We start from the raw sequence: 12,891 nt of genomic DNA, 5'->3' as shown, positions 1-12,891 counted from the left end.
GGACCACCCCGATGGACATCACCGCCCACCTGCCGCCGGCCTCTGCCGACGACCCGCATACCCTCGGGGCCGCGGCCCGCGCCGTCCTCGATCCCTCCAACCTCGGACCCATCGACCGAGTGCCCCTCATCCCCGAGGCCGCCCGCCGCCGCCGCCACGTCTTCGTCCCCGCCGACCACCGCTTCAAGGCCGCCGCCCGCTTCCTCCAGGCGCTGTGGCGCGAGGACCGCGGCCTCGCGATCGGCACGCACATCGACCGCAGCGAACCACACCGCCCCCGCCGCCTCGGCTCGCGCATCTCGACCGCAGCCGGCGCGCTCGGCAGCAACTTCCTTCATCCCGACATCGCGCCGGTGGTCACCCGGGCGCTCGCCTACCGCGAGCCGGGCGCGGCCTACGACGTCGACCGCCTCAAGACCAATCTGCTGTCCTCGCAGCCACTCGCCTTCAACCTGTTCGGCCCGCTCGCCCGCGATCTCGCCCTGGCCACCCGCTTCGTCGCTGAGCTGTTCCCCGGGACACTGAACACGGTCACCGACATCCTATTCGAACACTCGCCGGGCCGCGGCGACCCATGCTTCACCGCCGACCGCACCGCCTACGATGTCGTCCTGCGCGGCCGGGACGCCACCGGCGCACGCGCCCTGCTCTGCATCGAGATCAAGTACAGCGAGGCCGGCCACGAGCCCGCGTCGCCGCCCCACCCGCGGTACACGGAGATCGCCCGCATCACCCCCGGCCTGTTCGTGGACCCGGACGACCCGACGCTCATTGGCCCCGCCTGCCAGCAGCTCTACCGCCAGCACTGCCTCGCGAGCGCGATGCTCGCGGCCGGTTTCGCCGACACGGCAACGCTGGCGTTCATTGCTCCTGCGCACAACCAGCTCGCGCACGCGGCGGCGGCAGCCTACGCCCGACAGCTCACCGACCCGCAGGCCGGCCCGATCCCCTTCGTCCCGCTGACGCTGGAGCACGCCTTCGCGGCCCTGGCCGCGGCCGGCCTACCGGACCACGCCCGCGCCCTGCACCGCCGCTATACGGACTGGTGGCTCGTCGACGGCGAACTCGAACTTGCGATGACGACCGCACCAAGAGGCGCACCGACGCCGGACATCGTACCGGCGTCGCCCGCTGTGCCATTCGTCGCAACCCCCGCCAAACGCAAACGACCGCAGCGCGCCCGGCCAAGGACGCACGCGCTGCCCGCCTGACGCATCTCGCGACGATTGACACGAGAGCGCCCGGGCCGCCGGCACCCCCACGCCGCCGGCCCGCGTTCCTTCGGATTCACATCGGCGCGGCCGCGGATACGCCCGCGGCCGCGACGCACCCACACACGTTCATCCCGCGGTTCTGCTGGATTTGCGCTCCGCACAAGTGTTTAAAACTACAGGGCCCTCGCCACCGCTGTTCCACGCACAAACGGGATTATCTGCGACCAGCGAGCTGCAGCTCGCCCCCCGCACAACAACCGCCGTTCACGACGGCATCATCACCACCAGCGCACAGTTGGCGGCCTCGACTCCAACGAGCAGCGAGCGGCTGGCTCATTGTCGTCCCGGTCGCTCGGGCATGGATCGCGCGGCGGACCGGTGCCGCAACTTCAGCCGGCCGTGATCCGGACGTAGCGGGTGGGATCCAGCCGTCGGAGCATTTGAGTTTCCGGCGCGGAGGGCGAGCCATGCAGGCCTCGCACCATTCATTCCACCTTGAGGCGTTTGGCCGCCGCTGGGCACAGCAACTTGAACTGCTCCACCAATGGCGGCATGCCTGAGGCGCATGAGGTGTCGGCATCGGTTACAAGTGGAAATCGAGCCATGCCGCTTTGACGGCTGCCGTACTGGTAGCGCACTGCCCCGGTCCGACAATTCGCCTCAGCGGCCATTGTCGCCCCTCCGTCAGTGCGGAGGTAGTTCTCGACACACTGAGCTTTCGTGAGGCTGCCGCCGTACTCCTTTGTCTCGCCGCCGGGATCGCGCTCACAATACTCTTGAAGATCCGCCTTCGTGATTACGCCCCGCATGGTGGCCCGCGCCGTATCGATGCCGTCGCGCTCGACCACTGTGCCGTTCCAGCCCTTGCAGGAAGCGAGCGGGAAGTCGCCCGCTGCCCAGGCATGACCAGGAACAATCACGATCGCGATCAGTATAGCAAAATTCATCCCACGCATGCTGCATTCTCTGTTCAAGGGGAGGAGATCCAAATTTGGGCTCGCTGTGCAGAGCGAATGCCGCCAGGTTCCTGATGACCCAAGCAGAGGCTGTCGCCCCGCTCGACAAAGGTCAGCACAACAACGTGGTCGCCCGGCAGTTCGGCTTTACATGAGATCGATCCAGAACCTCACACCGGCTAGAAATCTGTGTTTAGCAGCACTGTAGATAACGCAACAAAGATATAATGGTTGATTTCCAATCAATTGCATCGAACTAAAGGCAACGGTACAGTATCCGACTGATTTCGCCTTCGGTCTCGACCATCGTGCGGCGGTCGGCCCCAACACTCCAGTCAAGGATGCGGATCCTGCTGCCGCACATCATCGAGACTTCGGTTCCGGTCCTGTTCGCAACCTTCTTCGTAAACCGGCACGACCCCATCGATTCGCCGTCGATGGAGATCTTACTGGTCTGGCATTGGGCCTTCGAGTAAGCCCAATTGCCGACGAAATTGTCTCGCCTCGTCTTCGCCTCAGGGCAGCGCCGAAGCGTCCGGACCATGCCGCGGCCTTCGAGATCGCGGACCACCATGCGTTCGCTGCCCACCTGCAGCCTCTGCCGGCTCTTCCACACCTGCCCTTCGCCCCTGCAGGTCAGCGATATGTCGAACGGCCCAGTTCCGACGACTTGGTCGATCGCACATTCGGACTCGTACGAGGTCACGGAGCGAGGGCCGTAGGTCTGCGGAACATGATCGGATGTGTCGGGACTGTTCTGGCACCACGAGAGGTTCGGTGCCCACCGCCCCTCGAAGGGCGTGGGCCCGCTCGCGAGGGTCGGTTGGATGCCCATGATCAGGAGGGTGGCGGCGAACAATCTCTTCATGACGTCCGCAGGCATGGCCCACCCGGACGAGGGCGACTGACTCATTCTTGCCGCGGCGTTGGGATGTGAACTTGAAATTCCGACAGCCAAGCCGCGCTCCCTGTGTTTGAATTGGTTTTTATTTAAGAAGTTCCTTCCTGTCGAACTGCCGAACGGCAGCCGGACTTCCGGTAGGACGGCGTCGTTGCACTGGCAGGTCATGAAGTCCTGCTTGTCGGGCGACGTCAATCCGATCGTACGGGTGCCCCCATCCATCAAAGCCCGCTGTTGCCTAAAGGTGACCAAATCGCCGGGTCTGCAGAGAGACCGAAAACGACGTAGATTCCGGCCACTTCGCCTGTGCTCCAAGGCCCCTCGGTGGATGCGGTCGAGCCATCGATGACCTGGGCAAGGCAATGTAATCTCCTCGCGACATGCGTGTTGAGTTGTATTCAGCCGAACTATCGTCCCGATCCGTGAGCTGGCTGTAATATCGGCCGAACGCTGAGGGTAGCGTGACTTCAAACGGTGTGAGGGTAAAACTCCACGTTTGCATATTCTGAGCTCCAAGGTGGGCCACGGAAGGCATTCCGAGAGCTGTCATATTCTCAGATTTGTCTGATCCCCTACAATATGCACGGGGACCATAAACATGCTACAATGGCTTGGCGGGATCGCATGGGTCAATTAGCCGCCCAGTCGAGGCTTAGATTGTTTCAATATCCGTTTCCATCACAAAGAGATCTATAAATGACCCAGAAAAGTGCCATCATGCTCCAATTTATGTTGTTGTCTGGTGCTTTTCTGGTTGCGCCGGCCGCTTCTGCAGTTGAAAGCGACTATGCGCTTTCCTGCACGCGGGAGATCAAGGACGCGGGACGCGCCACGACCCGTCGTGCCTCTCCTCCCCTTTTCGCACGCGTGCACTTCACCGGAGCAGTCAGGACAAGGCTGGACGCTGATGGCAGCAGGGTCACCTATTCCGACCTTGTACTGACCATCGGTGACCGTCGCGTTCCTGGCGGCGCCATTGTTGGCTCAACGTACGACGCGTCGACGACCTACGACGGCCCGTTCCGCCAGACCGGGGAAGGCGCTGCGGTGTGGGCATTTTCTCGGGGATTCGGCGCCTTTACACTGCGCCATCAGGGCCGGTCGTATGTGTGTGAACGGAGCTGATGGACGCTTTCGACGCGCAAAGCAGGCCAACACTTGAGCCGATGCAGGAGGCATGCGGCTTGATATCTCAAGAGCAGTTCTCGCGCCCTCATCCTTCCATGATGGAACTCATGTGACTCTGCTTGCTTGGCACGAGCACGTGCGACGTCGCGCCATCCTTAGCAAAACGCGCGCGACCCGCGGTAGAGATACCCCCATGACCGGCGAACATGATTGAGGGTATCTTGCGCGAACCACACCGTGCCGTGCATGTTTCAGAAGCGTGCCGGATCTGCCGAAGTTCTGGATACTTGACTGCTGTTGCCGACGATCGGATCGGATAGGCGGAAGCGCGTCCTGATCCGGGCACCCTCAATCATTTCCCAATCAACCGCATACAGACCCATCGATACGGCGACTTCGCCGTCGCGTCGTTCCGCGATCCGGGTGCCCCAAACGGCGACTGCACCGGGGCTCATGCGGCGGACGGCACGCGGTTGACCGTATTTCGCGGTCAGGGCGTTCTGAACCTTCATGATCTCATCGGGACTGAACGTCTGCCGCACCTCGAGCTGGACGAGCCCTTTGATCTCGCCGCCGAAGTAGCCGCGGCCGACAGTAGCGAACCGGGCCAGGACGCAGCGATCCGAGCCATCTTCAGGCTGTGCCTCCGCCACGGCGGTCGTGGCACCGCATCTGGACGACGCGCTCCGCATGATGCCGCTGGCTTCATCGTAGGTCAGCGCATCACCGAACGCGGCCTTGAGCTTGCGCTGCGTCTCGGCCGGCGTGTCGCGCAGCGTGATGCCAACGATGTCGAAGCTCTCGGGGCCTCGCTCGTCGACGCTTTGCCGGAAGGGCTGCGGTTGAGACGGCAACGCCACGGTCTCGCGAACCGGCCCCTCCGGCCCGGAGGCGGAGAACTCAACAGCGACGATGTGGGCGACGATCCCGGTCTCTCCCTTGGCATCGTCCTCGATCAACCCCGTCGGAACATAGAGGGGGCGGGCTGATACGCTGAACCGATTCCGGCCAGCCGCAGTCCGCACATTTTCTGGGACCATGATGCCGTTGGTCTCCTGGGCGTTCGCGAAGCGGATCAGCGTGCGCGTATCCTGCCCGCGCGTCATGAACGAGCTCTCCGCAACCGTTGCCAGCGCGGTCCAGCGTCCCCCCTCGTCTGCAAGGGAGATGGTGGTGTCTGGCATGCGGGTTCGTTTCGCCGTCCTGAGATCCTCACCCCTGCGCAGGGCCGCGATCTGCTCGGCGAGAAGCCCCTGGCTGAAGGTCTGGTTGAGACGCCGGTCTTCCGCCTCGGCCGCCTTCACGGCAGCGATCTGCGCGGCATAGCGCTGCTTGCGCGCCTCCGACAGCGTTGCCAACGGTGCGGAGCTGGATGGGGTTTCGAAGACAGTCATGTCGAGGATCTCGGCTTTCACGGGGGCGCCGAAATACCGCTTGTAGAGAAGCACGGTTTCCTCTCTCGCCACCGGGCTTCCGAAAGTCCCGAGCTGGACGGTCAGCTCGACACTCACATCACGCGATCCGTTCCGCATGGTCCGCTGGCGTTTCAGGAGGGCTTCAGCGTCCTCGGGCGCCATCGCGAGGCCGCGCACCAGATCAGCGTTGGGAAACGCAACGAAGAAGCTCGTGGGCAGGTCCAGATGCGTTGCGCCGCAGGATTGCTCACGCTCTGTGCCGACGATGCGCGGGATCGATGCCGAGACGGGATCGAAGGCAAATGACCCCGTCTCGAAGTCGTAGGATCCGAGCCGGGCCTCGAAGCGCACGCGCATCGTACGACTGCCCGGACCTCGCTGGGCGAGAAGGGTGCGTGCGGTGCTGCGGAACCGCGAGGCCGAGAACTCGTCGGACGCGGCCGCTCGGAATTCCGAGCACCGCGTGAAGCGCGCGAGGTCCTGGACGAAGGCATCATCTCTACTCAGGCTTGCGTGCTCTGCGAGGTATGTGTCGAGGAGGCCGTCGAACGTCATGAGGGGTGGCGTGGCTACAGGCCCTGGTCGGGCATTAGCCTGGTTACGGCCGACGCCCGGACCGGCACCGGTATCGAAGGTCACTTGGACGAGCGCCGCTTGGGTCTCTTGGGAGGACGCACTCGTCCGGACGGCAACCATGGACGTGGTCGCTAGGCCGTCCCGAACATCGAGGACCGGGGTAGCGGATTGATCCGGCGCGGTCGGATCGATGGGCGTGATCGGAGCGCTGCCGCTGTCCTCTCGAGACGGTGAGACCGGCGGCGCGTTTCTCGTGCCATCCGACGTGGCGGCCTCGACGATACGCTTGGCAGCCGCTTCCCATCGTGGGTTCGGGGGTACCGAGTTCGGATAGCCGCCGTGGCCGATGAGCGCCACGACCGACTCTCGACCGAGGATCACGAACGGCAGCACCGCGTGCGGGCTGGCCATCGAGTCCCAGACCACCGCACAGGAGCGGGGCGCCCGGTGGGGGGCGGCTCCGACGAGGTCGAAGCGTGGACCGCCGACGCGACCCTCAACCTTGTAGCCTGCCGGCGCGCAGCCGCGCTTGAAGGTGTAGGCGGTGCCTGTGAGAACACCGTCGCGAATACGCCCCTCGAAGAGCAGGGAGCCAGGCACGATTCCAGCGCTGCCGAGACCGAAGCGCGGCTCCGTGTACGTGATGAGCACGCGGTCGGCGTCGACGTCGAGACGCATTCCCGATCCGTTGTGCTCCAGGTTGCTCGGGGCGCCGTGCGCCGGGGCACCGCTCGCGGCAGCCAGCGCCATCACCGTGGCGAGTGCAGAGATCAGCTTCATCACACCCGTCCCTGGTAGCGCGCGCGTCCGATGACCAATGGCGTGTCGATGCCGCAGCGGAAGCTGTCGCGAGCAGCATCGGCGATCTCTGCGGCAATGCTGTTGGCGCGCGGCTGCGCGCCGTCGACATAGCCGACATGGCAGGAGCCCTGGCGTCCGATCTTGGTCACCACTAGGGTCGAGCCGCCCGGTGTGTGGATGCGATGGACGGCGCCATAGGGAAGGCCGTTCCCCAACCGCCATTCGATCTGCTTGCCGATGCCGTCCCCGCTCACCGTCGTTCCGGGCTGGAGATCGCTGTTTGCGTTGTTCGCGCCGAAGATCACGCCGGCGGTCATGCCGGTATCGAAGACCTGGAACTCATGACTGCTGGGACCGCGGCAGACGTAGGAGCTCAGCTCGGCATGCTCGACCACTTGTCGGCAATGAGCCCCGTGTGTCGGTGTGTAGACGACCTCACCCGCGAGCGCAGGCGTCAGGCTGGTTCCGAGCAGGATCGCAAGCGATGCGCATCGAGACATCATGGCACTTGGACCTCAGGCGCTGGCAACGAGCGAGCGCGGAGAGCGCTGGATCAGCCCGAGGCCCAGGAGAAGCTGCGCCAAACCCAGCACCATCAGGAGCCAGGCCCCGGAACCCGCGACGCCGAAGACGGTCCCCCCCATGGCCGCGACCGTCTGGGCCTCCCTGGCGGACAGCGTGGCTTGAACGAGGCTCCCCGCAAGGATGATGAGGGCGATCGGGGCAAGGCAGAGGATCGCGTGCAAGACTGCGAGCCGCGCATTGTCCCGCCCCCGCAATCCCCAAAGGCAGACCAGGCATCCGGAGAGCGGAATAAGATACAGCACGTACGCGACACGCAGGAGGCTGACGAGGCTCGATAGCTGGCCCACCACGTCGACAGGGCGACTTCCACTGTTCCAGGGATTGCCGCCGGAGAAGCCGCCGAGCCCTCCGAATACGAGCTGTAACTGGCGTGTTGCCTCGACCGCCGCGCCGACAACACCCGATACGCCGTAAACGCTGAACGATCCACCCGGGAACACGACGACAGGAAGCATGCAGGCAAGAAGCGAGGCGCCACCGATGATCAGGCGCCAATCCTTGGGATCGTCGAGCCCGTTCACCGGCAGACCGATGCGGCGCAGGCCGGAAGCCCGGCCATCCTCAGTCGCTGTCAAGCGCGCCTGAACGGCGCCGACGGCCGTACCGGCAGCGCCCGCTGCCGCGCTGGCAAGGGAGCGAGCGGCCCCGCGCAGGTGTTGGGCATCAAAGGTCGGGCCTTGAGCGCGGAGGACATAGAGATCGCATGCCCTGCCGGCGTGAATCTCAAAATCAACGCAATCGCCCGGACGGGGCTCCGTCGCGGACAGACAATCGGCTGGGTCACAGCTGTAACGCTGCCCATCGTCGCCCCGAATGATGCCGCCCTTCACACGATCAAAGTCGAGGATCGTACCCTGCATTGGCCGCTCGCAGATGTTTCAGGCAATAAATGATTTTTGTTCGATCATGGATACACGATGCGATGTAACGTGTTGCTGAATGATCGATCCTCTATGGGCGAATCTATGTGGTGCGGGTATACTAACGGTTAAAACACGGGGATTTGAGGTTATTAGTTACCAAATGACGAAGTGAAGCCCGAGATTACTTCTCGAGGCGTGATCGCAAATGCCGGTGAGGATGGAAAACGCCATCTCACCGGTGGTGGATCGCGAGGTGAGAAATCCTGCGCCCTGGCATCCCGAACGCCGCCTTTGTGCTCAGGCGGCCCCTCTCGACGCCGGCGGAGGCTGCCTGCGTCAGCGCTCTATCCATCCTCATGAAAGGCCCGAGCGCGCCCGATATCTGGATCCATGGGCACACTCGCGCAGGGGCACGGCAGCGGCCATGGCACGCCCTTCGGGTCCGCCTGATCGCATCACGGCTGCCGCACCGGATAAGCCCCGCGAGGTGCCCTCACCGCCGGCCGTTACGAGAGGGAGGCTTAACCACAGATGGGGCGACGCGAGCCGAAACGGCGAGACGAATCAATTTTACGTTCTTCGTCCAGGTAACCGTTAGTTGGTCCGGTGGCACCTTGACCTCATCAGGCCGGCGATGCCGGACCGGTGAGACAAGGGGACTGACGATGACGAAGACACTCGCGATCGCCATGACCGCACTGATGTTGGGATCCGTCGTTCCGGCGGAGGCTGGTGGTTTCCACGGAGGCGGCCGTGGCGGCGGCTTCCATGGTGGCGGCCGTGGCTTCGGTGGCGGACACGCCTTCCATGGTGGCCGCGGATACGGCTTCCGGGGCGGCTATCGCGGCGGGTATCGGCACTACGGCTATCGCGGCTACGGGCGGCCTTATGGGTACTACGGACCTGGATATGGTTACGGCTACAGCGGCGCCGACGTGGGTGCCCTCGCTGCGGGCGCGGCCCTCGGTCTGTTCGGAGCCGCCATCGCTGGCGCAGCCGCCGGCTACTGATCGCGCCGGTTCGACGCAACTCCCGGAGTCGTCTCATGCGCCAAGCAACCCTCGCCCTCCTCGTCATGAGCGCTCTCGGTGGGCCCACCTCGGCCGGCACGATCGCTGGCGCCCAAGACGGCGGCTACCGCACGCAGGACGGGGATTTCCTGCTCGTTGAGAGCAGGGAGCGCCTCGTTGGCGTCCAGGGCCTCGATTGCAAGAATCCCGTCGTCGTCGGCGAACGCCTGAAGGCGAAGGACTGCTGGGCAAACGGCCACCTGGGCGGAGATGTCGATGTGTCGTGGCGCGTTGACGGAAATACCATCGTCAGTGACGGCAAACGCTACGTGCTTTCGCCTCCGCTGCCGCCCATCGACCTCGTGGCGCTGAAAGCTCCTGCCGATCCCTTTGTCGGGACACCGGATGCCTGGGAGCATAACCGCAGCGGGGTCGCCGTCGACCCAGACAGGGGCACGATCAGGTATGTCCGGCCAAAGCCTGAGCTCAAGGGTATCGTGAAGGCGGGAGCCCTGCTGTATGAAGGCAGCCTGAAACCTGGCAGCATGATCCTTGGAACGGCTTATGCCTTCAAGGATGGCTGCAAACCGGCGTCTTACCCGGTTCGGGGAAGATATTCGAACCACAACCAGATGTTGATCCTGACCGGTCCCGGACCCATCAGGCGGGGCTGCGAGGTTGTCGCATATCACTACAGCAGCCCGCACTCGAAACTCGTGTTCGAATACCTGGTCGGGGACTGACAGTCATCGCCAAACGGGCCAGCTTTGGTTTGCGGAAGTCGACGTTGGTACGGGCGTCCGGTCAGCTCAGGACGGTTGCCGCCATGACGGCGACACGCGCCGCGCAGGCGCGGACGAGCTGAAGCGACGCGTACAGACCCTGGCTGTCGCTCAGGAGCCGGAGCGCCACCATCAGGACCGGCTGGGTAGGGTGACGCGCCGCGTTTCCCGGTGCCGCTGTCGAGACTGACCGAGAGGTCAAGCGCCTTGCGCGCGGTGGCGCGCCCGAAGCGGGCTCTGTGCCCGCCGGGGAAGACGAAGGCGTGCAGCAAAGGCGGCGGAAGACAGGCCTGATCCACATCAGAGGAGAGGACCCCCTGGCCATGGGCCGGGTGACTCACTCCCGGCCCGCCCTCGAGGGCCTCACTTGGCCGGGTTCCCGGGTGAGAAGGCTCCCATCGAGAAGGCTCTCATGGCGACGCTTTGGCCTTCTCCTCCTCAGCACGCCGGAGATCAAACAGCGCGCCCGTATTGGGCTCGCGGATCAGGCCTTGGCGATGCATCACCGCTGCCTTGTACTCGTCGGAGTCGAGAAGGCGCGTCATGTAACGGATTGGTCGGCGCTGACGCAGGGCGAAGCGATCGTCGTGATTGAAGGTTCCGCGCGCTCCGCACCAGCCGAGGCACGTCTGCCCCTCACTGTCGGTCTTGAGATCCTGCACCGAGGTTGTGAAGGTGCCATCCTTGAGAACGATGCGCATCCGGCAGGCCCGCCCGTCCGGATCATGCCGCTCATAAACGAACGCGTTCACCTCGGCCTTGAAGATCCCGTAGAGGCTGCACGAGTGATAGTTTCCCCACATGGTCCGCATGCGCACGTAGGCCTCGGTGCGACCGTAGGGGACGATCTCCATCGTGCTCTCGGCATCGTAGGCGCCATCGCGCTCGTACAGGTGTTCGTATCGGAAATAGACGCCCTCGGTTTTTGACACAAACCGGGCAGATGCCCCTACATTGTTACTGTTTGTTTTTTCCACTGCTGACAGTTTTCGGGTATGGTTTGGATCCGCGAATGCAAAATTTGGCAAAGTAAATATTAAAGCAGTTAGGCTTGCACGAGCGAGGCACATGAGACGCTCACATTGGGCGGGCTATTACAGTGCAATATCTATTATTAAAAAATCATAATTTGTTCGACGGATTCCTCGCCTTTCATGACTATTTGGGGTTTGGTTAAGTGGAGGCGGCGATGATGGTCCAGGCCGGGCCTGCTCTCACCCTTTGCATCTTGACGCTTTGATTGAAATGCGGCTGCGCCCACTCCCGCCTGCACCGCAGAGGTGACCACCATGTCGGATGGGCCCGACGCTCACGATCACATCGCGAACCACGCCCCAGCGCACACAATGCAGGTGGGCCGAAGCCACAAACATGGCGTGGATTTTCCTTCCAGGCGGGCCGAACGCAATCGGGACTCGTAGCTTTGAAGGCCGGCCAGCATGAGTGCGGCCGAGCTCAAAACCTGCCCCTGATGACAGCCTTGTGGCGCTTGGCTTTGCGTTCCGGCATGTCCGGATTTTATAACGGCTGGTCACCAGTGCCATGTGCTGAAGCAACTCTTCGACTTGCCCCACATCTGAACTTACGTTCTGTGCCAAGTCGCGTGAACACCAAAAACTACCTTGCATCAAAAGGAGGCGGCCGATCTCGCACACGAGATCGGCCGCCTCGTCGATTTCGACGAGGGTCCGGGGGGGGCAGGACGTGCTTGTGACAGACAAATTGAAAACACAGCTGTCACAGTCCAGGCCGGTCCATTACCTCCCCGCCCACTTTCAGAACTCGTTCACGCAGCCTTCTTCAAATGGATATCGACCAGAGCCTTGTTTAAGATGAAGGCATGATCAAATTCCCACGTCGCATCGTCCGGCTCGTGTTCTTTCATAAAACTGTAGAAAATTTCGCAACAAGGTGTGTAGATTGCGTGAGATTTCAGAGCGAAGTCAGCCGAAGCGACCACGTAAGCCAATTTAGAAATGCTGAGTGCACGGCTGTCGCACCTCAACGCAGCCTCGATCTGGAATTCGTGATGGCTTTTGTTGTCCAGGTTTGCCTTGATCAGCCCGATGCCGAGCACGCGGGCCTCGAGGCGCAATAATTGTCGGATGGGGGTGGGACCACCCTCGGATCCGCGCTTTACGATCTGCCGGGCGTCCTCCTGTGCGCGCACGTTGAGGTTGTTGATTCGAAGCTGTTTTCGGGCCGAGAGTGTCTGAACAGTACGCATGGATGTCTCCGTGCAAGGTCTCTTCCGCGCGGGAAGGCAGGGAGGCAATGCTTCGGCTAAGCCGGAGCCAGTCACTGCGCACACTATATAGAAAAAACTGGCGCAACCGCGCAGCTTGGCTGTTCAAAAAAATGCTTATTGGTCCGAAAGACAACTTGGAATTAAGTAAAATTAACCAGAGGTAAATCCCCTTGTCCCCTTTTGGACGAGGTGACCAAACACAAGCGGTGCGATGCGGTGCGATCGCCAACGCATTGATGTACGGGTTTGAACGAGGCGGATGTCGCAGCAGTGATTAAACCTGAAATTGTTTTATGCGGTTCGCCGAGCGCGTCGTAGGCTGGCTCTGTCCGCCGTTCGCAGCTCCTGATGCCGACGTCAGGAAGCGGGATGAGATGCCCAGGATCGGCAAGGGCAAGGTCGGTCTCGACCG

11 protein-coding genes are annotated in these 12,891 nt (G+C 63.0%); 4 read left to right on the top strand and 7 right to left on the bottom strand.

The genetic code is table 11. The features are described 5' to 3' along the window. The first annotated feature begins 11 nt into the window (after positions 1–11). Positions 12–1,211: a PGN_0703 family putative restriction endonuclease gene (locus ACS5RC_RS14890; RefSeq protein ID WP_478344645.1), complete on the top strand. Its 1,200-nt coding sequence runs from the start codon at positions 12–14 to the stop codon at positions 1,209–1,211. A 488-nt stretch (positions 1,212–1,699) separates the two neighbouring features. On the opposite strand, the gene ACS5RC_RS14885 is transcribed toward ACS5RC_RS14890, so the two are convergent. After that, positions 1,700–2,170, bottom strand: a complete 471-nt coding sequence (locus tag ACS5RC_RS14885; protein ID WP_478344644.1) for a hypothetical protein — start codon at positions 2,168–2,170, stop codon at positions 1,700–1,702. Positions 2,171–2,426: 256 nt separating this feature from the next. Next, a complete protein-coding gene (locus ACS5RC_RS14880; RefSeq protein WP_478344643.1) occupies positions 2,427–3,038 on the bottom strand; it encodes a hypothetical protein in 612 nt (203 codons plus the stop codon). Positions 3,039–3,767: 729 nt separating this feature from the next. Between ACS5RC_RS14880 and ACS5RC_RS14875 the strand changes: the two genes are divergently transcribed. Beyond that, entirely contained in the window at positions 3,768–4,196 is a 429-nt protein-coding gene (locus ACS5RC_RS14875) for a hypothetical protein (RefSeq protein WP_478344642.1), read from the top strand. Positions 4,197–4,450: 254 nt separating this feature from the next. Here the strand turns inward: ACS5RC_RS14875 and ACS5RC_RS14870 are convergent, their stop codons facing one another. Genes ACS5RC_RS14870 through ACS5RC_RS14860 form a run of 3 tightly spaced genes read right to left on the bottom strand, consistent with a single transcriptional unit; the run spans position 4,451 to position 8,436 of the window. After that, complete coding sequence (locus tag ACS5RC_RS14870) at positions 4,451–6,970, bottom strand: hypothetical protein (RefSeq protein WP_478344641.1); 2,520 nt, start codon at positions 6,968–6,970, stop codon at positions 4,451–4,453. After that, complete coding sequence (locus ACS5RC_RS14865) at positions 6,970–7,494, bottom strand: hypothetical protein (protein WP_478344640.1); 525 nt, start codon at positions 7,492–7,494, stop codon at positions 6,970–6,972. Before ACS5RC_RS14865 ends, ACS5RC_RS14870 begins: the two co-directional genes overlap by 1 nt. A 12-nt stretch (positions 7,495–7,506) precedes the next feature. Next, a complete protein-coding gene (locus ACS5RC_RS14860) occupies positions 7,507–8,436 on the bottom strand; it encodes a hypothetical protein (RefSeq protein ID WP_478344639.1) in 930 nt (309 codons plus the stop codon). A gap of 668 nt (positions 8,437–9,104) precedes the next feature. Here ACS5RC_RS14860 and ACS5RC_RS14855 point away from each other — a divergent pair. Together ACS5RC_RS14855 and ACS5RC_RS14850 are read left to right on the top strand one after the other, a co-directional pair. Continuing rightward, positions 9,105–9,449, top strand: coding sequence for a hypothetical protein (locus ACS5RC_RS14855; RefSeq protein ID WP_478344638.1), 345 nt, complete (start codon positions 9,105–9,107; stop codon positions 9,447–9,449). A gap of 35 nt (positions 9,450–9,484) precedes the next feature. Beyond that, complete coding sequence (locus ACS5RC_RS14850) at positions 9,485–10,192, top strand: hypothetical protein (RefSeq protein WP_478344637.1); 708 nt, start codon at positions 9,485–9,487, stop codon at positions 10,190–10,192. Positions 10,193–10,641: 449 nt separating this feature from the next. On the opposite strand, the gene ACS5RC_RS14845 is transcribed toward ACS5RC_RS14850, so the two are convergent. Both ACS5RC_RS14845 and ACS5RC_RS14840 read right to left on the bottom strand, forming a co-directional pair. After that, the gene (locus ACS5RC_RS14845) at positions 10,642–11,085 is read right to left on the bottom strand and encodes a hypothetical protein (protein WP_478344636.1); all 444 of its coding nucleotides are present in this window, start codon (positions 11,083–11,085) and stop codon (positions 10,642–10,644) included. A 932-nt stretch (positions 11,086–12,017) separates the two neighbouring features. Continuing rightward, positions 12,018–12,458, bottom strand: a complete 441-nt coding sequence (locus ACS5RC_RS14840; protein WP_478344635.1) for a hypothetical protein — start codon at positions 12,456–12,458, stop codon at positions 12,018–12,020. Positions 12,459–12,891 lie beyond the last annotated feature (433 nt).

The sequence above is a fragment of the Methylobacterium sp. HJ2 genome (genome assembly GCF_056431005.1).
Note: the sequence above shows the minus strand (reverse complement) of the source record. Positions and strands in the feature narration are given on the sequence as shown.

Excerpts from the sequence above, each read along its gene's own strand:
- ACS5RC_RS14890 (WP_478344645.1), top strand. The coding sequence starts at position 12 with ATGGACATCACCGCCCACCTGCCGCCGGCCTCTGCCGACGACCCGCAT.
- ACS5RC_RS14885 (WP_478344644.1), bottom strand. The coding sequence starts at position 2,170 with ATGCGTGGGATGAATTTTGCTATACTGATCGCGATCGTGATTGTTCCT.
- ACS5RC_RS14880 (WP_478344643.1), bottom strand. The coding sequence starts at position 3,038 with ATGAAGAGATTGTTCGCCGCCACCCTCCTGATCATGGGCATCCAACCG.
- ACS5RC_RS14875 (WP_478344642.1), top strand. The coding sequence starts at position 3,768 with ATGACCCAGAAAAGTGCCATCATGCTCCAATTTATGTTGTTGTCTGGT.
- ACS5RC_RS14870 (WP_478344641.1), bottom strand. The coding sequence starts at position 6,970 with ATGAAGCTGATCTCTGCACTCGCCACGGTGATGGCGCTGGCTGCCGCG.
- ACS5RC_RS14865 (WP_478344640.1), bottom strand. The coding sequence starts at position 7,494 with ATGATGTCTCGATGCGCATCGCTTGCGATCCTGCTCGGAACCAGCCTG.
- ACS5RC_RS14860 (WP_478344639.1), bottom strand. The coding sequence starts at position 8,436 with ATGCAGGGTACGATCCTCGACTTTGATCGTGTGAAGGGCGGCATCATT.
- ACS5RC_RS14855 (WP_478344638.1), top strand. The coding sequence starts at position 9,105 with ATGACGAAGACACTCGCGATCGCCATGACCGCACTGATGTTGGGATCC.
- ACS5RC_RS14850 (WP_478344637.1), top strand. The coding sequence starts at position 9,485 with ATGCGCCAAGCAACCCTCGCCCTCCTCGTCATGAGCGCTCTCGGTGGG.
- ACS5RC_RS14845 (WP_478344636.1), bottom strand. The coding sequence starts at position 11,085 with ATGGAGATCGTCCCCTACGGTCGCACCGAGGCCTACGTGCGCATGCGG.
- ACS5RC_RS14840 (WP_478344635.1), bottom strand. The coding sequence starts at position 12,458 with ATGCGTACTGTTCAGACACTCTCGGCCCGAAAACAGCTTCGAATCAAC.